Raw genomic sequence first — 20,086 nt, 5'->3', positions numbered from 1 at the left:
TTCCAACAACAGCCCGCGCCAGCGGGCTGCCCGGCCCGACGCCTTTGACGGTATAAAAATGCGGCCATACTCGGCAGCCGGAGCGCCTTTGATCAGCGGCGATAATCTTCGGGGCGAATCTGATAGCGCGCTAACTTGTCATAAAATGTCTTGCGCGGCAGTTTCAGTGCTTTTGCTGCGTCAGATGCTTTCCCATTGTGCCGGCCAAGGGCTGCAATCAACAAAGATCGTTCCACGCGGGCCATTTGTTCACTCAAACCCAGATCTGTTGACTGTGCGACCTCTTCCGGCATTCCAAGCACAAACCGCATTGCTGCCGACATCAAAGACCTTGCATTTCCCGGCCAGTCACTGGCCATCAGCGACGCTAAATGTTCGGACGAAACCTCGGGCTCTGCAATACCGGCCTGTTCGGCCGCCTGCGCGACATAGTGACGGAAGATCACAGGAATATCTTCGGGCCGCTCGGCCAAAGACGGTATGCGCACGCGCATCACATCCAGCCTATAAAAAAGGTCAGCAAGGAACCGACCATTGGACGACATGAGCGCCAAATCAGCCGTCGTGCCGGCCAGAATGCGTGCCCCCGCCCCCTGCTCGACGATTTCCAGCGCGGCATATTGCGTAGCCTCGGGCATCGCTGAGATTTCGTCGAGGAACAGTGATCCGCCAGCAGCATCCTCACAAACCTGAACCAGCGCGTCGGGCGTAAGGCCGGATGACGGCCTTTTGACAAATGGGCCCTGTGCCTGCGGCGACATCAGGTGCACAACCTCGGCCACTTTGGATATTCCACTACCCGCGGGCCCGGTCACCAGAACCTCGGCTGCCGTTGGGGCGACATTGCGGACTCGCTCTCTTAACGCTTCGGCTTGCGAGGACAGCCCGAACAGCAACCGCGCGGCAGGGTCGCCTCGTTCCAGCTCATGTTTCAGCGCGCGTTGTTCCAGAACCAGGTCACGTGCCTCAAAGGCTTTGCTCAAAACCTCAAGCAGATCAGATGCCGCGCATGGCTTTTCCAGAAAGTCGAATGCCCCCTGCCCCATGGCCCGAACCGCCATCGGAATGTCGCCTTCGCCTGTCAAAAGGATCACAGGTAGATCCGGGTCCACGTCACGGGCATATGTCAAAAGGTGAAATCCATCCCGACCCGGCATTCGAATATCCGAAACGATCACACCAGAGAATTCTGCCCGAATGTGATCCTTGGCCACAACAAACGAACTCGCTGTGATCGGTTCGTAATCTGCGAGCTCCAATGTCTGCGCCAATGCCTCGCGCACTGCGGCGTCATCATCCACCAGAAGAACTTTACGCGTCATGCCACCTCGTCTTCCCGGTATTTTTCAAGTTCGACGGTAAACACCGCACCCATATCCGCATTCGCGCCCCGAATATTCCCACCGAAACTCTGAACCAGCCCATAGGAAATCGAAAGGCCTAACCCCATGCCCTCAGACGACCCGACCGCCTTGGTCGTATAAAATGGCTCAAACAGCTTTTCGGTGTTCTCGATACCCGGCCCGATGTCCCGAACAGTCACAGCCAGTCTTGCACCGTCTTCGATGGCGATTCGAATAAGCCGGTCGTCCTGCTGGCTCATCGCATCTGCGGCATTGTTAATGAGGTTCACAAAGACCTGAACAAGACGCACCTCACCGCCCCATGCGAAAACCGGAGTTTCCGGAGGCAACCACTCCATCGTAACTGCATCGGCCCGCAAACGGGCCTCGGTCAACTCCACCGCGGTATTGATCACCTGCACAAGATCAACCTTACCCATTGGCTCGCTTTCGTTGCGGGCAAAGGCGCGCAAGTTCTTGATGATCCGCGCCATCCGAGCCGCCATATGGGAAATCCGGGTCAGGTTTTCAGAGGCTTTTTCGTCACGCCCGCGCGACAGAAATGCCGACCCGTTATCCGCAAATTGCTGAATTGCCATCAGGGGCTGGTTCAGCTCATGACTGATTCCTGCCGACATCTGCCCAAGGGCACTTAATTTGCCAGCCTGTATCAGCTCTTCCTGCGCGTGTTTCAGCGCAGTTTCGGCCTCCTGACGTTCGTGCACCTCGCGGCGCAAAGCGGAGTTGGCCGCGGTTAACGCATGGGTCCTTTGTGCAACGCGGCTTTCCAGCACGGCATTGGCCTCGGTCAAAGTGCGCCGACGTTCGGTCGCCAGAAACAACAATGCTCCAAACGCCAGACAGAGCGCGGCGACGGTCGCGGCCTGCAAGCCCGCAAGGCGCCGTGCCGGGGCTGCATCCATCACAACCTCACCTGTCATTCCGATCACAGGCAAATCCCGGCTTAGATGCAACGCACGCTGAGGCAAATAAGGCCCCCAGCCAAGGTGCCACAGTTCGTACGGTCCGATCATGTCTTCTGCAAATCTTACTTCTCGGTCGCCCGGAGGAACCAATCCCCTTTGACCGCCGTCGCGTTGCCAGAACAGCAATTCTGATCGGTTTGAAATAAACACGAGGCCGGTGCGGTCAATAAAGAAGACAGCCTCAGTACTGCCGCGCCACGTCTGTTCAATATCTTCCACGTCAGCAATAACCACCACCGCGCCCGTGACCCTGCCATCCGACGCGAAATCCGGTGCCGCATAGGTGAAGATACGATTCCCGAATCGCGGCAATACGCCATGCGCGCTGCCCAATGCGCCCTGCATTGCGCGTTCAAAGGCTGGTTGCCCCTGGACGTTACCGCCGACAACGTCATGTGCTGCGGCCAATACCCGCCCTTCGGTATCAGCATAAAGAACATCAACAGCGGCGGTTTTGTCCGCAACTTCCAATAAAAGCGCCCGCGCTGTGTGGATATTTGCGGGATTGCTTAAATCCCGCAAATCGGGATGTCCGGCCATCAGAACGGCTAGTTCCTGATAAACCTGTAGCTGTGTGCTCAATCGGTCCGCAGCCAGTTCCAGATCCGCCTCGGCCTTTTCATTCAATTGTGAAAGTGCCTGACGATAGCCATACGACCAGACTCCGGCGGACAACATCCCGACGGCAATCAGAAAACCCAAGATTACCCAAACCCTTTGCATATCATAGGGTCTTGCATTCAGCGCGCTGCATGGCAAGTCTGCGCCGCATGAAGACGGTATTCCAATCGCCGGTTGAACTGGGTTTTGTTCAAAATCCCTATCCTTTCTACGACAAGGCCCGCGCGCAAGGTGACCTTGTCTATTGGGACGACTACAAGAAAGTCGCAGCCGTGTCGCACAAGGCTGTTCAGACCCTGTTAAAAGACCGTCGCTTTGGCCGCGAAATTCCCACTGAACTTCAACGCCCTGGCCCCGCGCATCTTGCGCCTTGGCTGAAAGTCGAGGCGCACTCTCTGCTGGAAGCAGAACCACCCCGACACACACGGCTGCGTGTTTTGGTCATGCGAGCCTTTACGTCACGCGCGATTACTGCGCTTGAGCCGTCTATTCTTGCCCTCTGTCACTCTCTGATCGACCGTTTTCCTGACGCGCCCTTTGACCTGCTGGATGCATTTTGTACGCAGGTACCAGTGATAACGATCTGTCGCTTGTTGGGAGTTCCCGAAGATATGTCGCCCGATCTGTTGAAATGGTCGCACGCGATGGTGGCGATGTATCAGGCTGGTCGCACGCGTCAAACTGAAGACAAGGCCGCGATTGCCGCACGGGACTTCACTGCCTTTCTAAGCGAGTATGTCGACCAGCGCCGCTTTGACCCGAAAGACGATCTGATCACGCGCCTGATCGCGGCCGAAGAAGACGGCGAAAAACTCTCACGCGATGAACTGGTGGCGACCTGCATTTTACTGCTGAACGCCGGACACGAGGCTACTGTTCATTCGCTGGGCAATGGGGTGAAAACAATTCTGGAACTTGGTCTGGATCCGCGGGCTTATGAACCGAACGGACTGGTCGAAGAAATCCTGCGCTACGACCCGCCTCTGCATATGTTCACCCGCTATGCTTATGAGGATGTTGAGGTGTTCGGCCATAGATTCAAGCGTGGCGATGAAGTCGCTTTGCTGTTGGGGGCTGCGAACCGGGACCCGTCTGTCTGGAGCAACCCCGACATTTTCGATCCAACGCGCCCGATCGTCACCAACACCAGCTTTGGCGGAGGACTTCATTTCTGCGTCGGTGCTCCGCTGGCGCGGCTCGAGATGCGGATTGGTTTGACCGCGCTGTTCGACAGATGCCCGAACCTGCGCCTGAGCGCCGAACCGGAATACTCGAACTCTTATCACTTCCACGGGCTGACCCGGCTGATGGTCCGGGTCTGAATATTTCAGGTTTCAATCAGTGCGTTTAGCGGCAGCATGGTTGTCGACTTGATCTCTTCCATGGACAGCAAAGCCGTTACGTTGTGGACACGTACTTCCGAGATCAGCGTCTGATAAAAAACGTCATAAGCCCGAGCATTTTTGACCCGCACTTTGAGGATATAATCGATGTCCCCTGCCAGCCGATGCGCCTCTTGCACTTCGGGGCGATCCCGCAGCGCCTTAAGGAACTTTCGCTGCCAGTCTGCCTCGTGTTCCGAGGTACGAATCAGCACAAAAAACGTCGCCTCAAACCCCAACGCTTCGGCATCCAACAAAACGGTCTGCTGACCGATCACTCCGGCCCCTTTCAGCTTGCGGATTCGATTCCAAACTGGGGTCTTGGAACTGCCGACACGGGCGGCTATTTCATCCAAAGATTGGCTGGCGTCTCGCTGTAGCTCGACCAGAATTTTCCGATCCGTGTCATCAATCCGCACCGACATTCCAATTTTCCCTTCGTTTCGAAACTCGCGTCCCAGATCGAGGCATTGATGGAACGTTTGTTCTTATTTATGCGCCCATATAGCGCAATACCGGGAATATTTCCTATATTGCAGGTCAAGTCAAACCAACCTGAGACGGAACATGCAGCTTACGCGTTCATATGATGGCACAGGGCACGTCGACTTTGTCGGCGCGGGTCCGGGCGATCCAGAATTGCTGACACTCAAGGCGCTTAATGCCTTTGAGCGTGCTGATGTCGTGTTGCATGACCTCCTTATCAGCGCCGAGGTTCTGGAGCTGGCCGGCAAGACAGCCGTTCTGGTCGATGTTGGCAAGGCCGGGTTCGGACCGTCGTGGAAACAGGAAGACATCGACGCCCTTTTGGTCGAGCATGCCCTGAAAGGACAGCATGTCGTACGCCTGAAGTCCGGCGACCCAACCGTGTTCGGCCGTCTGGATGAAGAGATCGAAGCAATCGAGGCCGCAGGTATCACTTGGCAAATCGTTCCCGGCATCACCGCAGCGTCTGCCGCAGTCGCAGGAATCGGGCAAAGTCTTACACGGCGCGGTCGCAACTCGTCGGTCCGCATTCTAACCGGACACGACATGAAGGGGTTCGCTGATCATGACTGGGCTGCGCTGGCACGCCCCGGTTCTGTCGCGGCAATTTACATGGGCAAGAAATCCGCCCGTTTCATTCAGGGCCGCCTCATCATGCACGGTGCTGACCGTGCTACGCCAGTGACGCTGGTGGAAAACGCCTCGCGCGCCGATCAGCGCGTTTTGGCCACCACACTGGATCAACTGCCCACCGACCTGAGCGCCGCCGACATGGACGGCCCCACCCTGACCTTTTACGGCCTCGCCCCGCGCCAAGCGACCCAGGCCCTGACCGAATTCAAGAAGGAGCACGCCTGATGGCCCGCGCTTTTACCCCTAAAGTGGTCACCGCCAACGATCTGTTGGAAGGCGACGTTATTTACCAGACCGAAGACGACCGCTGGTCGCGTGAGCTGTCCGAAGCCGAATTGATCACGGATGAAGCCCACGCACAGGTTCGTCTGCTGGATGCCACCCGTCAGGCAAACAAGATCGTCGGAGCCTACTTAGCTGATGCCGTCGCAGGTACCAAAGGCCCCGAGCCCACCCATTTCCGCGAGGAGTTCCGCCGCACCGGACCCTCAAACTATGCCCATGGCAAGCAGGAAACAGTAACGCAGCCCCGGGCCTAACCCTCGGCCCTCCTCTCTCCCCATAAAGGCCCTAGGTTTCGGGGCTGCAATTAAGGACAGCTAATCATGTATCGCTACTCCGAGTTCGACACAGCATTTTTGGCAGAACGTAACGCACAGTTCCGCGCGCAGGTCGAGCGCCGCATTGACGGCTCACTGACCGAGGATGAATTCAAACCTCTGCGCCTGATGAACGGCCTGTATCTGCAACTGCACGCGTACATGCTGCGCGTCGCCATCCCCTATGGCACCCTGTCCAGCGCTCAGATGCGCCAACTGGCACTGCTGGCCGAGAAGTGGGACAAAGGCTATGGCCATTTCACCACGCGTCAGAACATCCAATACAACTGGCCGAAACTGAACGACGTACCGGATATGCTGGACGCGCTGGCCGAGGTAGGCATGCATGCCATTCAAACCTCGGGCAACACCATCCGCAACGTGACCGCAGATCATTTCGCCGGTGCTGCCGCGGATGAGATCGCTGACCCGCGCCCCTATGCCGAACTGCTGCGCCAATGGTCGACTGACCACCCGGAATTCCAGTTCATGCCGCGTAAATTCAAGATCGCGATCACCGGTTCGGAAAACGACCGCGCCGTGATCAAAGCGCATGACATCGGCCTGCAACTGGTCGAGCGTGACGGCGTTCTGGGTGCTCGTGTGATCGTAGGTGGCGGTCTGGGCCGCACCCCAATGATCGGTAAAGAGCTGTCCGAATTCGTCGCCTTTGACGATCTGCTGGCGTATCTGGAAGCCACCGTTTCCGTTTGGAACCAGATCGGCCGCCGCGACAACAAATACAAAGCGCGTATCAAGATTACCGTGCACGAGAACGGCATCGACACCATCCGCGCCAAGGTTAACGAGCGCTTCCTGCAGGTTCGCCCGCAGTTCAAGGGCGCCGACATGGCTCTGCTGGAAGAGATCAAGGGCCACTTCGCAGCGCCCGCCTTCCGCGAAGGCTCGGTAGCGTCGTTCGAAAGCGCCTACACCAACGATCCAGTTTTCCGCTCATGGGTCGACACCAACATCGCGCCGCACAAGAACGCGGACCACGCGATCGTCACGATCTCGATCAAGAAACACGGCGCAACGCCGGGTGATGCGACTGCCGAGCAGATGCGTGTAATGGCCGATCTGGCCGAAGAGTTCGCCTATGACGAGCTGCGCATCAGCCACGAGCAGAACGTGATCCTGCCGCATGTCCACAAGTCGGACCTGCCCGCGATCCACGCGAAGCTGAAGGAATACGAACTGGCGACCGCCAATATCGGCCTGATCAGCGACATCATCGCATGCCCCGGCATGGATTACTGCGCGCTGGCGACGGCCCGCTCGATTCCAGTCGCGCAAGAAATTGCGACCCGTTTCGAAGACCTGAAGCTCGAGCACGACATCGGCCACCTGAAGATCAAGATCTCGGGCTGCATCAACGCATGTGGTCACCACCACGTGGGTCACATCGGCATCTTGGGACTGGATCGTGCTGGCGTCGAGAACTATCAGATCACTCTGGGCGGCGACGGCACCGAGACGGCGGCCATTGGTGACCGCACCGGTCCGGGCTTTGCCTATGATGAGATCGTTCCGGCTGTAGAGCGCATCGTCGACACCTATCTGAACCAGCGGGAGAGCGCTGAAGAGACCTTCCTGGAAACCTATCGCCGCGTCGGTATGGCTCCGTTCAAGGCTGCACTCTATCCCGAGGCTCAGGCGAATGCCGCTTGATCTGATCCAAACGGAACTGGGCAAAGAAAGAAGCGAACTGACCGAAAAGGTCGAGGCGCTGAACGCCCAGTTCCGGCACCACAGTGCGCATGATGTGATGCATGGCGCGCTGGAGGAGATAGACAAGTTGGCTCTGGTCTCAAGTTTCGGGGCCGAGTCGGTTGTGTTGCTGCACATGGCAGCGGTGGTCGACAAAATGACGCCGGTGCTGTTCGTGGACACTATGATGCTGTTCACCGAAACGCTGGAATACCAGCAAGAGGTCAGCGAGCGTCTGGGCCTGAAGAACGTCCAGATCATCCGCGCGGATGATGAGGATATTCAGCGTGACGATCCATATGGCGCTTTGCGCCTGCGGGACACGGACGCGTGTTGCAATCTGCGCAAGACCTTTCCTCTGCAAAAGTCCCTGTCCGGATATTGCGGCTGGATTACCGGGCGCAAACGGTTCCAGTCGGGCACTCGCGCGACGCTGGAGTTCTTTGAGGTTGAGGACGGCACGGGCCGGATCAAGGTCAACCCGCTGGCCCATTGGGCGCCCGAAGACGTGCGCGCTTATATGGAAGAAAACAACCTGCCCCGGCATCCGCTGGTTGCCAAAGGATATCCCTCGATCGGCTGTGCGCCCTGCACCTCGCCGGTGAAGGAGGGCGAAGACCCCCGCGCTGGACGTTGGCGCGATCAGAACAAGGAAGAATGCGGCATCCATTTTGTCGACGGCAAGATGGTGCGCGCCGGAGAGATAACATGAACGTAATCGTAACAGATGAGGGGTTTTCCCCTGATGACTGGACCGACGGCTATGTCACGCTGGAAGACGCTGCCAACGACGTAGTGGCTCTGGACGTACCGTCCGACACTGACCCGGACGAGCTGGTTGACCGCCTGGGCAACGCCAAAATGGTACGGGTAGATTTTCCGTCCTTTGCCGATGGCCGTGGCTTTACCATTGCCCGTACCCTGCGCCTGAAAGGTTTTACCGGCCGTTTGCGCGCCAAGGGACATGTTCTGGCAGACCAGTACGCCATGGCCCGGCGCAGTGGTTTTGACGAAGTCGAAATCGACGATTCTCTGGCCGGTCGTCAGCCCGAAGATCAGTGGCTGGCCCGCGCTAACTGGAAAGAAAACAACTATCAGGCCCGCCTGCGCGGCTAAGCCGCCCATCGCCAGCTTGTGATGGAACGGGGGCAACTGCCCCCTTTTCCTGACTTGGATCAATGTATAAACGGAGATGTCGGTTAAGCACACCGGCAGTGAAATGATGACAGAGATGAAATCCGTGACCGAAGCCACCGCCGTGAAGGCCCCCGTATTGCCGGACGCTCAGACCGTGACCGATGTGAAGCATTGGACCGACAGCCTGTTCTCGTTCAAGGTGTCACGCCCCGCCTCGCTGCGGTTCCGCTCGGGCGAGTTTGTGATGATCGGCCTGCTGGGCGACAATGGCAAACCGCTGCTGCGCGCCTATTCCATCGCGTCGCCGTCGTGGGACGAAGAACTGGAGTTCTACTCGATCAAAGTGCAGGACGGCCCGCTGACTTCGAAACTTCAGCACATCAAACCCGGCGACCAGATCATCCTGCGGCCCAAGCCGGTAGGTACACTGGTTCATGACGCGCTACTGCCCGGCAAGCGCCTGTGGTTCTTTGCCACCGGCACCGGTTTTGCACCGTTCGCGTCGCTGCTGCGCGAGCCGCAGACCTACGAGGACTATGACGAGGTTATTATCACCCACACCTGCCGCGAAGTGGCCGAGTTGGAATATGGCCGTCAGCTGATCGAAGGCATCCGTCAGGACGAAATGCTGGCCGAGCTGATAGGCGAAGGTTTCGCGGACAAGATTCGCTATTACCCGACCACCACTCGCGAAGAGAGTCCCAAGATGGGTCGTATTACAAACCTGCTGAAAGACGACACCGTGTTTGGCGATCTGGGTATTGAGGGTGGCATCAAACCGGAAACTGACCGCGCAATGGTTTGCGGCAGCCTGGCCTTCAACCTCGATATCAAGGAAATCCTGGAAGAGTTCGGACTGCGCGAAGGCGCAAATTCCGACCCCAAGGAGTTCGTGATCGAAAAGGCTTTTGTGGGCTAATCTTTACACGCGGGCTGCAAGTTCCTTGCTGCCCGCGCAAAATCCTGCTGCAAATCCCGTGGATTTCAGCTGCTTCGACGCGGATCACGCTTGAAACAACCTGCGTTGCAGTCTAAATTCCGAGCTCGAAATTCTGCAATCATCAAAGGAATGAACCAATAGCTCGCAGACCTCACAACGCGCCGCCGCAGAGAGACACCGGCCCACGCGTCAATGAAAAAATTCGTGCCCCCGAAATTCGCCTGATCGGCGCTGATGGTGACAATGTCGGGGTGGTTCATCCCGCCAAAGCCATGCAACTTGCCGCTGATGCCGGCCTTGACCTGGTCGAGATTTCGCCCAACGCGAACCCGCCGGTCTGCAAAATCATGGATTTTGGCAAGTTCAAGTACGAACAGCAAAAGCGCGAAAGCGAAGCCCGTAAGAAACAAAAAGTCATCGAGGTGAAAGAGGTCAAATTCCGGCCCAACACCGACACACATGACTATGATGTCAAAATGAAAAACGTCTTCAAGTTTCTGGAAAAGGGCGACAAGGTCAAAGTCACTCTGCGCTTCCGTGGCCGTGAAATGGCTCACCAGAATCTGGGTCGTGAGCTTCTGGAGCGTGTGGCTGAAGACATCAAGGAATTGGGCAAAGTTGAAAACATGCCAAAGATGGAAGGTCGTCAGATGATCATGATGATTGGGCCTCTGCCACAGAAGTAAACCCGCATCGGTTGACACGATCAAAGCCTCCTCGATCCGAGGGGGCTTTTATTTTGCCTTGCGTTCAGCCAACCACAGGCGCGTGTCATTTACATCAAACGCCAGTGAAGTCAGGTCGACGACAAGCAACACGACCAGCAACGTGGAATACCATGGCGACAGGCCCGACGTGCCAGACAATGTGACGGCAACGATTACGACCATCGGCACCCAGCACAGTAAATGCGGCAAAGACATTGCTTTGCTCATGCCGCGGGCAACCAGCATAATCGGAATATTCAACGCCATTCCACCAATGGACAGCAACGCGATAAGCGCCGCGTTGGGCTGATCTAAAAAAGCAACCGGCGCAAGGTTAATTGGGATCAGGATGAAACTCATCCAAATCTGAACCCAAGTTGGAAGGGTGCGAAAACTCGTCCAGATATCGGCGATCATGTCGGCATTGCCCACCAGTTGTCTTCGCGACCTACACTATTGACCTCAAACGAAAAGTCCCATCACAACGGCGTTATATCACCGATGAGATTGCCTTACCCAGTTTCCCTACCAATTCATCCAACTGTGCGTCCTCAATGATAAAAGGCGGCGCCAACAGGATATGGTCGCCCAACCGCCCATCGCGCGTGCCGGACATGGGATAGCAGATCAACCCTTCGGCCATTGCTGCCTTTTTGATTTTGCCAGCGACCCCGAGCGCAGGATCGAACGGTGTTTTGGTTTCACGGTCTGCAACCAATTCGATACCTCGGAACAAACCCCGGCCACGCAAATCGCCAATATTGGGGTGCTGACCAAATGCCGACTCGAGAGCCACTTGCAGCTTGTCACCCATTGTTCTGGTGCGTGCAGGAAGGGATCGTTCGGTCAATTCACGCACCACGGCCAAGGCGGCAGCGGTGGCAACCGGGTGGCCAATATAAGTGTGACCATGCTGAAAGAACCCGGATCCGTCGCGAATGGCGTTAAAAACCCGATCCGTGCAAAGCGTCGCGCCAATCGGCTGATAACCAGCCCCCAATCCTTTGGCGATACAGAGGATATCGGGCGAGACACCCTCGTGATCGCAGGCAAATAGATGTCCTGTCCGCCCCATGCCGCACATCACTTCGTCCAGGATCAAAAGCACGCCGTACATGTCGCAGATTTCGCGAATGCGCTTGAAATACCCCTCGACGGCAGGAACTGCGCCCAGCGTCGCACCCACAACCGGTTCAGCCATAAAGGCCATCACGGTCTCGGGGCCCAACCGCAGGATTTCGGTTTCCAACTCATTGGCTACGCGTTGACCATAATCAAAACTGCTCTCGCCCTCAGGCTTCTCCGCGTATTCATAGCAAGGTGCGATATGTGTCATCTCGATCAGCATCGGAGCGAACTGCGCCCTCCGCCATGCATTCCCACCTGCGGACAACGCCCCCAGAGTGTTGCCATGGTAGCTTTGGCGACGCGCAATCACATGCCGCCGTTCGGGCTGCCCGGTTTCCAGGTAGAATTGACGCGCCAGCTTGATGGCCGCCTCGGTCGCCTCGGACCCGCCCGAGACGAAATAGACCCGATCCAGATCCCCCGGGGCGTTTTCAATCAGCAGATCCGCCAAGGCCTCGGCCGGGTCCGACGTCATAAATCCGGTATGCGCAAACGCGATCTTTTCGACCTGTTCCTGCACAGCCCGGATGACGGCGGGGTTGGAATGACCCAGACAGGAAACAGCGGCATCGCCGCAATCCAAATAGCGACGTCCTTGCGTATCGATCAGGTAACACCCGTCTCCACCTGCAACCACGGGCAGGTCCGACTTCGTGTGGCGCGGAAATACGTGACTCATATGAATGCCCTTTCCAGCATGGCAACAAGCGCCGAAACCGACGCGGCGTTATCCTTCCATGGGTTCCCGTCTTGATTAGTCAGACTGTTTTCGAACCCAACCCGCACATCTCCTCCGCGTTGGGCGGCATGTGTCAGACAGGCGTGCTCTTGCGCGCCAAAGGCGCATACCATCCATGGCGAAGTATCCGCCGGAAACCGGTCCAAATCCTGAAGGGTGGATTGCTGGCCTGTGGAATACCGCCCCAACACCAACAACCGATCCACCTGCCCGTCTCGAACGATCCCCGCCTTTTGCCATTCAACCAACTGCATGGCATCTTCTGCGTCGTACAGAATATGTTGCACCCTAGTGCCCTGCTCGGCACATAAGCCGTAAACACGAGCTGCCCAATCCGGTGCCCGCGCAATCTCTCGCACGGAAATCGAGGCCCATTTTGGGCGCACCTGCTGCAAGCAATTAAATTGTGCAGGCACGTCAAACACCCCGGCAGACTCGGTTGTGATCTGAAGGTCCAGTCCAGGAACTTCTCGGCCAAGTTCTTCTAAAATCTCAAGATATTGACCAGAATCCAATGAATGCAGCCCATCTTTATCCCGCACATGCAGATGCACCCCATCCGCACCAACGGCATGGCAGTTCCGTGCCGTTTCAACGATTTGGTCGGTGGAAACCGGTAATTCTGGATGATCAATAGACCCGCGCCTTGCGCCATTCGGGGCAACCAAGACATAGGGCCGATGGTTGGGTTCAATTTTTGGACTTGAGACAGACATGAGAATTCCTCGGGTTCAGGTCCTCATCTAATCGCATCCTAGATGTTTTTTAGTTGCTATTTTCAAAACATTTGTTTTTTTATCTTCATGACTGCGACCCCGAACCAATTGACAGATCGATTGCGTCAGGAAATTGAGCGGATGCCGACTGCCCTGCAGGCAGCCGCAAAGTACATTATCGACAATCCCGGTGATTTCGGGCTGGACCCCATCCGCGTTACGGCGGCCAGGATTGGCGTCAGTTCCAACGTTCTGGTGCGCTTGTCACAGCGCATGGGGTTCGACAGTTTCGAAGCCTTCCGCGCGCCTTTCAGAAAGGCTCTTGTGACAGACCGCGAAAATGACCTCGGGCAGGACTGGATTACCAGCATGCGAACCGGGGACGAATTTAGCAAATTGCAGGCCGGGCTGGCGCAAAACGAACAGAATGTCGTGACACGATCCCTGCGCCTCATGACATCCGACAAGGCCCAAACTGCGGTCGAGGTTATCACCGGATCCCGCCGATGTTTCGTGACAGCCACCCGCGCCAGTTATGCCTTGGCGTACTACTTTTCCTACACAGGGCGCATGGCACATCCTGGTCTACAGTTGATTCCACGCCATATCGGCTCTGCGACCGATGATTTGCTGGATGCGGACCAAGGGGATTGCCTAATTGCAATTACAGTCCAACCTTATTCGGCGGACACCATCCAGTCGATGCGGTTTGCGAAACAAAAGGGGCTACGTCTTATTCTAATCTCTGACAGCGAAGTGATCGCACCTGGAGTTGAACCAGACATTGCCCTGACCATTAGCACGCGCGCGCTGCACCCGTTTTCTTGCTTTACCGGCGCAATGGCTGTTTTGGAATGCCTTCTGGGGCACCTGTTCGATGCCCAAGGCGGCGCCGCTCGCCATCGGATAGAATCCTATCAAAAGGCGCGGGAAGACACAGGCGCCTATTGGCAGCCCTCAAAGCCGCCCAAAATTCGGCGGACTTAAAAAAACCCCGACAGTAAAGTCGGGGCTTTCCTTGCTGTCTGTGGTCTACATACAAGCTTCCACAGCACGTTTAGTCATAACGCCGACAAGATGCGCCCGGTAATCCTTACTGCCGTGAAGATCACCGATCATGTTCGCCGGGTTAATACGCAGGTCCATCAGCGCGTCTGTGCGGAATTCCTTATTCAGCGCCTCCTCCGCCTCTGACCATCGGAACACACCGTCTTCGCTGGCACCTGTCACGGCCACCCGAACCCCGTCCGCGAACCGCGCCAGATACACACCGACCAACGCAAAACGCGAAGCCGGTTGCAGGAACTTCTGATAACTCGCCGCCTGCGGAACCGGAAAACGGATTGAAGTGATAATCTCGCCCTCGTCCAGGGCGGTCGAGAACATGCCCTCGAAAAAGTCATCCACAGCAATCTCACGCGTGTTGGTTACAATCGTCGCGCCCGATCCCAATGCGCCTGCGGGATAGCAGGCAGCCGGATCGTTATTGGCGATCGAACCGCCAATAGTACCACGATTACGCACCGCCGGATCACCAATCTGTCCAGCCAACGCTGCCAGCGCCGGATAACTGCCTGCGGCTTCACGCGCCACATCAGAATGGGTCGTCGCCCCGCCAATTGCGACCGAACCGTCATCCTCAATGCAAACACCCTTCATTTCGGCAATACCACTCAAAGAAACCAACGCAGACGGGGCTGCCAGGCGTTGTTTCAGCGTCGGGATCAGAGTCTGCCCCCCGCCAAGCGCCTGTGCATCCTCGCCCCCCAACGCGGCGACCGCATCGGCGATGGTCGAGGGGGTCTTAAACTCGAAATTGTACATTTCGTCTTCCTTTCCGAAAGGCGCGGATCCGCCCTTCATCTGGCTGTAAATATCCCGGAGGTCCGGGGGCTGGCCCCCGGTCCGCCCTCTCCACTCAACCGTTCATCGCTGCCCAAACGCGCGATGGGCTCATCGGCATGTCGATGTGATCAACTGCTTTGCCGGCGGAATTCAGTGCATCAAGCACCGCGTTCACCACCGCTGGCGGAGAACCAATTGCGCCTGCTTCACCACAGCCTTTCACGCCCAACGGATTGTGCGTACACGGCGTTTGGCTGGAATGATCAACAGCATAGAACGGCACGTCATCCGCGCGTGGCATTGCATAATCCATGTAGGACGCGCTGAGCAGCTGACCATTTTCGTCATAAGCGCAGTTCTCCAACAATGCCTGACCAATACCTTGGCCAATGCCGCCGTGTACCTGCCCGTCCACGATCATCGGATTGACGATATTGCCAAAATCATCCGCAGCGGTGAATTTTTCGATGCTGACCTGACCTGTTTCCGGGTCAACTTCGACCTCGCAGGCATAGGCACCTGCCGGGAACGTAAAGTTGGCTGGGTCGTAGAACGCAGTTTCTTCCAGCCCGGGCTCGACCTCCAGCGGATAGTTATGAGGCACATAAGCCGTCAGGGTCACATCGCCCCAAGCAACTGACTTATCCGTCCCCGCAACACTGAACTGACCGTCCTTCAACTCGATATCGGCTTCTGATGCCTCCAGCAAATGCGCTGCGATCCGCTTGGCCTTTTCGATCACCTTCTCGGTGGCTTTGACCATAGCCGAGCCACAGACCGCCAGAGAACGAGACCCATAGGTACCCATGCCGAACGGGATTTTGGACGTGTCACCATGAACGATCTCGACCATCGACTCGTCGATACCGATCATATCGGCTACAACCTGCGGAAAGGCGGTCTCGTGCCCCTGCCCGTGACTGTGCGCCCCGACCATCACGCTGATCGAGCCGGTGGCGTTCACCCGCACCGTCGCCGCATCATACAGCCCCGCACGAGCACCCAACATGCCAACGATGTTCGACGGAGCAATGCCGCATGCCTCAATATAGCAGTTGATACCAAGCCCTCGCAGTTTGCCATTGGCTTCACTTTCCGCACGGCGCGCAGCAAACCCTGCCAGATCAGCAGCGGATTCAAGCTTGTCCATTGTCCCATGATAATTGCCGGTGTCATAGGTCAGCGCCACGGGCGTGTCATAGGGAAACTCGGTGATGAAATTCTGCCGCCGCAGGGCAATCGGGTCGACCCCCAGCTCGCGCGCGGCTTTGTCGATCACGCGCTCGATCTGATAGGTCGCCTCGGGCCGACCTGCTCCACGGTAGGCATCGACCGGCACTGTATTGGTAAACATCGCCTTCACGTTCACCTGAACAACCGGCGTCTTGTAGTTGCCTGCCATCAGCGTGCCGTGCAACCAGGTTGGAACCGAGCTGGAAAAGGTTGACAGATATGCGCCCAGATTGGCGTAAGTATCAGTACGCAGGCCAACAAAATTGTTGTCCGCATCCAGTGCCAGTTCGATTGTGCTGACGTGGTCACGGCCATGCGCATCCGATATGAACGCCTCGGACCGGCTGGCTGTCCACTTGACAGGACGCCCACAGGCTTTGGCCGCGTATGTGCAGAACGCCTCTTCGGCGTAGTGGAAAATCTTGGTGCCAAACCCACCCCCTACATCGGGCGCGACTACGCGTACCTTGTGCTCGGGCAAGCCCAGGACAAAAGCGCACATCAGCAGGCGGATCACATGCGGGTTCTGCGAGGTGGTGTAGAGCGTATACTCCTCAGTCCCGCGGTTATACTCGGCCACCGCTACACGCGGCTCCATCGGATTTGCAACCAAGCGGTTGTTAACCAAATCCAGTGTCGTCACATGCGCAGCATTGGCAAAGACCTCGTTGACCTTATCGTTGTCAGCTTCGCCCAAATGCCAATCGTAACAGATGTTGTTTTTCAAGTCGTCATGAACCAGCGTCGCGCCATCCTGCGCGGCTGCCTTCATGTCGAGAACGGCGGGCAGTTCTTCGATATCCAGATCAATGGCTTCGGCGGCATCGCGCGCCTGTTCAAGGCTGTCGGCCACAACAGCGGCGATCGGGTCGCCCACGTGACGCACCTTGCCCTGTGCCAAAATCGGATGCGCCGGTTCCTGCATGGGTGCGCCGTGACGGTCAGTCACTTCCCAACCACATGGGATGCCGCCGACGCCTTCAAAATCCTTGCCGGTGAATACCTTGACTACGCCCGGCATCGATTCTGCTGCTGAGGTATCCACGCTCTTGATCCGGCCATGCGCGATGTCGGACCGCAAAAAATGTACATAGGCCTGGCCGTGAACATTGATGTCGTCGGTGTAATTGCCCGCTCCGGTCAGAAAGCGCACGTCCTCGCGCCGCTTGGAACTGGCTCCGATGCCACTGTCTTTGGGCATTGCTTGTTCTCCTCCCATAAACGGATGCTTGTGCACCCTATGTTATCCCACGGGCGTTTCCTCGGACGCCCGTAGTGGCATTATTCGGCAGCGATGCTGCTGACGTCCTGACCGGATGCGGCCATGATTGCCTTGACGATGTTGTGATAACCGGTGCAACGACACAGGTTGCCTTCGAGGTACTTACGGATCTCGGACTCGGTCGGTCGCGGGTTGTCTTTCAGCAACGCCGCAGCGCTCATCACCATGCCCGGCGTACAGAAACCGCATTGCAGCCCGTGGTGATCTTGAAACGCTTGCTGGATCACATTCAGCGAGCCATCAGCATTGGCCTGACCTTCAATCGTGCCGACCTCTGCCCCTTCGGCCTCAAGCGCCAGCATATTGCAGGATTTGACCGCCTCGCCATTCACATGAACCACGCAGGCGCCGCATTGCGCCGTGTCGCAGCCCACATGTGTTCCGGTCAAAGACAGATGTTCGCGCAAAAAGCTGGACAGCAATGTCCGGCCTTCAACATCACCGCTCACGGATTTTCCGTTCACGGTCATCGAGACCTGTGTCATTCGCTCCTCCTAAAATGAAACTCTCCCTGGCCCGAGTTAAACACGGGAATTTTTGTTTGAGAACAAAAATATTTAGCGACTGAAATGGTCAGGCACTCGGACAATCTTCAATAGATATTGCGTTGTCCCAGGAAGGCAAATTACCGGCGTGACGCTCGTGGTTGTGGCCGCGTCGGGATTTCCTTGAGCAACCCGCCAACGCCCATGCCTGCGATATCCGCGCCGGTCGTCTCGATCCCGCAGGCGACGCGGGACAAAACCCAATCCGCGCCGTTCAACGCCGGGGATCGCGCGCACCCCGGCAATCCGATCACCGGTCGCGGGCCGAGTGAACCCAGAAACAGCAAGTTGCCCGGATCGACCGGCATGCCAAACCGATCCACCTGCCCCCCAGCGGCGCGCACTGCCTCTGGCGCCACATCCTGGACGTCCGAAGTTGCTGAACCCGTCAGGATCATGATCAAATCGCCCTTGGTTTCAGTTACGGCCGAGGCGAGAGCTTCGGTCTGGTGCGGAACAATTCGGACATCGCTCATTTCCATCCCAAGTGCTGCGACCCGGCCACGGATAGAAGCAATCCCCTTGTCGCTGGACGGCCCGCCGGGGATTTCAGTCACGACCAACCCGGCCTTTCGATAAACCGGCGTAGCGAGACGGACAGCACCCTGAGCCAAGCGAGAAACCTCAAGAACATCCGCCCCCGGTACGGCGTAAGAGATGATTTTTATTGTCGCCACCATCCCGCCCGTATCCATCTGCTGATACTGCGGCACGGTGGCGACAGTGATCATCGGATTGACCAGGTTAAATGCCTCGAGCGCTGCTATATCCAAAACTGCCACGCCCGGCCCTTGTGCAAGCAGGTTTACGCGACCGGTAAACGGTTGCGTCACCCGCAGCGCGGCGCTTTGGGGATCGGGGACCAATGCCTCGGCCAGCATCCCGGCTGCTTTATCTTCGTGGCAATCTCCGGGATCAAGTCGAGCAACAATCACGGATCCGTACCCCGCCGAAGCCAATTTTTCCTGATGCTCAGCCGTCAAGAGGAGCCCCTTGCGCAATTTGACATCGCCGGTCTGCACGGAATGGGCCAATATGGCTCCGGCAGCCTGTTCGACGGGAACGGGTCCGAACTTCACGCCTTACCTCGCAATACCGCTGTCATTTGTGCAAGAATGGACACTGCAATTTCGGATGGATCGGCAGCACCGATATCCAAACCGATGGGGCCGTGGATGCGTGCAATCTGAGACTCGGTAAAGCCGGCCTTCGTCATGCGCTCAATCCGTTTGGCATGGGTACGCTTTGACCCCAAGGCGCCGATATAAAACACATCGGCCTCCAGCGCGGATTTCAAAGCTGGGTCATCCAATTTGGGATCATGCGTCAACAGCACCACCGCTGTGCGGGCATCCATGCCCAACTTGGCAACTGCTTCGTCGGGCCAGTCCGTCAGGATCGTCTCATTAGGGAAACGAGCGCTCGAGGCAAAGGCTTCACGCGGATCAATGATGGCAGGATCGTACCCTGCGATCCGCGCCATCGGAACCAATGCCTGCGCGATGTGCACCGCGCCGACAATGACCAACCGCAGAGGAGGGTTATGGACAGCCACAAATGTCTGGCCGTCTTCTTCGAACCCTGACCGATCCATACGCAACCGATCCGAGTAGGCATTGCGCCGCAGAGCTCTGTGGCCAGTTTCGATATTCACCTCATAGGCCAGCGCCTCACGCTGTGCCCGCGCTTCGACCAATTCGCGCAGCATGGATTCGGGCAGAACCGTGCCCACCGGCTCGACCAGAACGCGGATAGTTCCACCGCAGGCCAAACCAACGGCAAAAGCGTCGTCGTCACTGACGCCGAATTCCAAAAGACGCGCCTCGGCTTCGTCAATCGCCTCAAGTGCCTCAACCACAACGGCACCTTCGACGCACCCGCCCGAAACCGAGCCCTCGATGCGACCATCCCCGCCAATAACCAACTGCGATCCAACCCGGCGCGGCGCACTGCCCCAGGTTTCCACAACAGTGGCCAAGGCGGTGGGTCTCCCGTCATTGTACCAGCGCAAGGCCTTTTCGGGACTGTTGTCGAATCTGTCCATTGAACCCTCC

The 20,086-nt window shown here is 57.3% G+C and carries 20 protein-coding genes; 9 read left to right on the top strand and 11 right to left on the bottom strand.

Annotated features, from left to right (window positions below; all coding sequences use genetic code 11):
* Positions 1 to 92: 92 nt before the first annotated feature.
* Entirely contained in the window at positions 93 to 1,322 is a 1,230-nt protein-coding gene (locus ACR0IY_RS01740) for a sigma-54-dependent transcriptional regulator (protein WP_480670108.1), read from the bottom strand.
* Positions 1,319 to 3,052, bottom strand: a complete 1,734-nt coding sequence (locus tag ACR0IY_RS01735; protein ID WP_480670106.1) for a sensor histidine kinase — start codon at positions 3,050 to 3,052, stop codon at positions 1,319 to 1,321. The genes ACR0IY_RS01740 and ACR0IY_RS01735 overlap by 4 nt, the downstream gene beginning before the upstream one ends.
* Positions 3,053 to 3,099: 47 nt before the next feature.
* On the opposite strand from ACR0IY_RS01735, the gene ACR0IY_RS01730 reads away from it, so the two are divergent.
* Entirely contained in the window at positions 3,100 to 4,272 is a 1,173-nt protein-coding gene (locus ACR0IY_RS01730) for a cytochrome P450 (protein ID WP_480670104.1), read from the top strand.
* Between the two features lie 5 nt (positions 4,273 to 4,277).
* Here the strand turns inward: ACR0IY_RS01730 and ACR0IY_RS01725 are convergent, their stop codons facing one another.
* Positions 4,278 to 4,757 carry an Lrp/AsnC family transcriptional regulator gene (locus ACR0IY_RS01725; protein WP_480670102.1) on the bottom strand — a complete coding sequence of 160 codons (480 nt, stop codon included), beginning with the start codon at positions 4,755 to 4,757 and terminating at the stop codon, positions 4,278 to 4,280.
* 142 nt (positions 4,758 to 4,899) lie between these two features.
* On the opposite strand from ACR0IY_RS01725, the gene cobA reads away from it, so the two are divergent.
* The 7 genes from cobA (at position 4,900) to infC (ending at position 10,523) form a co-directional block, all read left to right on the top strand.
* Positions 4,900 to 5,676 (top strand): uroporphyrinogen-III C-methyltransferase, encoded by a 777-nt coding sequence (gene cobA / locus ACR0IY_RS01720; protein WP_480670100.1) that lies wholly within the window; start codon positions 4,900 to 4,902, stop codon positions 5,674 to 5,676.
* The gene (locus tag ACR0IY_RS01715) at positions 5,676 to 5,990 is read left to right on the top strand and encodes a DUF2849 domain-containing protein (RefSeq protein ID WP_480670099.1); all 315 of its coding nucleotides are present in this window, start codon (positions 5,676 to 5,678) and stop codon (positions 5,988 to 5,990) included. Before cobA ends, ACR0IY_RS01715 begins: the two co-directional genes overlap by 1 nt.
* 66 nt (positions 5,991 to 6,056) lie before the next feature.
* Positions 6,057 to 7,721 (top strand): nitrite/sulfite reductase, encoded by a 1,665-nt coding sequence (locus ACR0IY_RS01710; protein ID WP_480670097.1) that lies wholly within the window; start codon positions 6,057 to 6,059, stop codon positions 7,719 to 7,721.
* Positions 7,711 to 8,472 (top strand): phosphoadenylyl-sulfate reductase, encoded by a 762-nt coding sequence (locus ACR0IY_RS01705; RefSeq protein ID WP_480670095.1) that lies wholly within the window; start codon positions 7,711 to 7,713, stop codon positions 8,470 to 8,472. Before ACR0IY_RS01710 ends, ACR0IY_RS01705 begins: the two co-directional genes overlap by 11 nt.
* On the top strand, positions 8,469 to 8,876 hold the full coding sequence (locus ACR0IY_RS01700) for a DUF934 domain-containing protein (RefSeq protein ID WP_480670093.1): 408 nt from the start codon (positions 8,469 to 8,471) through the stop codon (positions 8,874 to 8,876). Before ACR0IY_RS01705 ends, ACR0IY_RS01700 begins: the two co-directional genes overlap by 4 nt.
* A gap of 106 nt (positions 8,877 to 8,982) precedes the next feature.
* Positions 8,983 to 9,816, top strand: a complete 834-nt coding sequence (locus ACR0IY_RS01695) for a ferredoxin--NADP reductase (protein ID WP_480670091.1) — start codon at positions 8,983 to 8,985, stop codon at positions 9,814 to 9,816.
* Between the two features lie 116 nt (positions 9,817 to 9,932).
* Complete coding sequence (gene infC, locus ACR0IY_RS01690; RefSeq protein WP_480671101.1) at positions 9,933 to 10,523, top strand: translation initiation factor IF-3; 591 nt, start codon at positions 9,933 to 9,935, stop codon at positions 10,521 to 10,523.
* A 48-nt stretch (positions 10,524 to 10,571) separates the two neighbouring features.
* Here the strand turns inward: infC and ACR0IY_RS01685 are convergent, their stop codons facing one another.
* Genes ACR0IY_RS01685 through ACR0IY_RS01675 form a run of 3 tightly spaced genes read right to left on the bottom strand, consistent with a single transcriptional unit; the run spans position 10,572 to position 13,127 of the window.
* A complete protein-coding gene (locus ACR0IY_RS01685; protein WP_480670089.1) occupies positions 10,572 to 10,976 on the bottom strand; it encodes a hypothetical protein in 405 nt (134 codons plus the stop codon).
* 58 nt (positions 10,977 to 11,034) lie between these two features.
* A complete protein-coding gene (locus ACR0IY_RS01680) occupies positions 11,035 to 12,351 on the bottom strand; it encodes an aspartate aminotransferase family protein (protein WP_480670088.1) in 1,317 nt (438 codons plus the stop codon).
* Complete coding sequence (locus tag ACR0IY_RS01675; protein WP_480670086.1) at positions 12,348 to 13,127, bottom strand: beta-keto acid cleavage family enzyme; 780 nt, start codon at positions 13,125 to 13,127, stop codon at positions 12,348 to 12,350. Before ACR0IY_RS01675 ends, ACR0IY_RS01680 begins: the two co-directional genes overlap by 4 nt.
* A gap of 141 nt (positions 13,128 to 13,268) precedes the next feature.
* Here ACR0IY_RS01675 and ACR0IY_RS01670 point away from each other — a divergent pair, with 141 nt between their 5' ends.
* A complete protein-coding gene (locus ACR0IY_RS01670; RefSeq protein WP_480670084.1) occupies positions 13,269 to 14,114 on the top strand; it encodes a MurR/RpiR family transcriptional regulator in 846 nt (281 codons plus the stop codon).
* Positions 14,115 to 14,159: 45 nt separating this feature from the next.
* Here the strand turns inward: ACR0IY_RS01670 and ACR0IY_RS01665 are convergent, their stop codons facing one another.
* The 5 genes from ACR0IY_RS01665 to ACR0IY_RS01645 all read right to left on the bottom strand — a co-directional run bounded on the left by ACR0IY_RS01665 (position 14,160) and on the right by ACR0IY_RS01645 (position 20,076).
* A complete protein-coding gene (locus ACR0IY_RS01665; protein WP_480670082.1) occupies positions 14,160 to 14,951 on the bottom strand; it encodes an FAD binding domain-containing protein in 792 nt (263 codons plus the stop codon).
* A gap of 94 nt (positions 14,952 to 15,045) precedes the next feature.
* Positions 15,046 to 17,406 carry a xanthine dehydrogenase family protein molybdopterin-binding subunit gene (locus ACR0IY_RS01660; RefSeq protein WP_480670081.1) on the bottom strand — a complete coding sequence of 787 codons (2,361 nt, stop codon included), beginning with the start codon at positions 17,404 to 17,406 and terminating at the stop codon, positions 15,046 to 15,048.
* A gap of 80 nt (positions 17,407 to 17,486) precedes the next feature.
* A complete protein-coding gene (locus tag ACR0IY_RS01655) occupies positions 17,487 to 17,972 on the bottom strand; it encodes a (2Fe-2S)-binding protein (protein WP_480670079.1) in 486 nt (161 codons plus the stop codon).
* Positions 17,973 to 18,112: 140 nt separating this feature from the next.
* The gene (locus ACR0IY_RS01650) at positions 18,113 to 19,111 is read right to left on the bottom strand and encodes a molybdopterin-binding protein (protein WP_480670078.1); all 999 of its coding nucleotides are present in this window, start codon (positions 19,109 to 19,111) and stop codon (positions 18,113 to 18,115) included.
* Complete coding sequence (locus ACR0IY_RS01645; RefSeq protein WP_480670076.1) at positions 19,108 to 20,076, bottom strand: XdhC family protein; 969 nt, start codon at positions 20,074 to 20,076, stop codon at positions 19,108 to 19,110. The genes ACR0IY_RS01650 and ACR0IY_RS01645 overlap by 4 nt, the downstream gene beginning before the upstream one ends.
* Between the last annotated feature and the right edge of the window lie 10 nt (positions 20,077 to 20,086).

This window comes from Ruegeria sp. BC1 (genome assembly GCF_056539305.1).
Note: the sequence above shows the minus strand (reverse complement) of the source record. Positions and strands in the feature narration are given on the sequence as shown.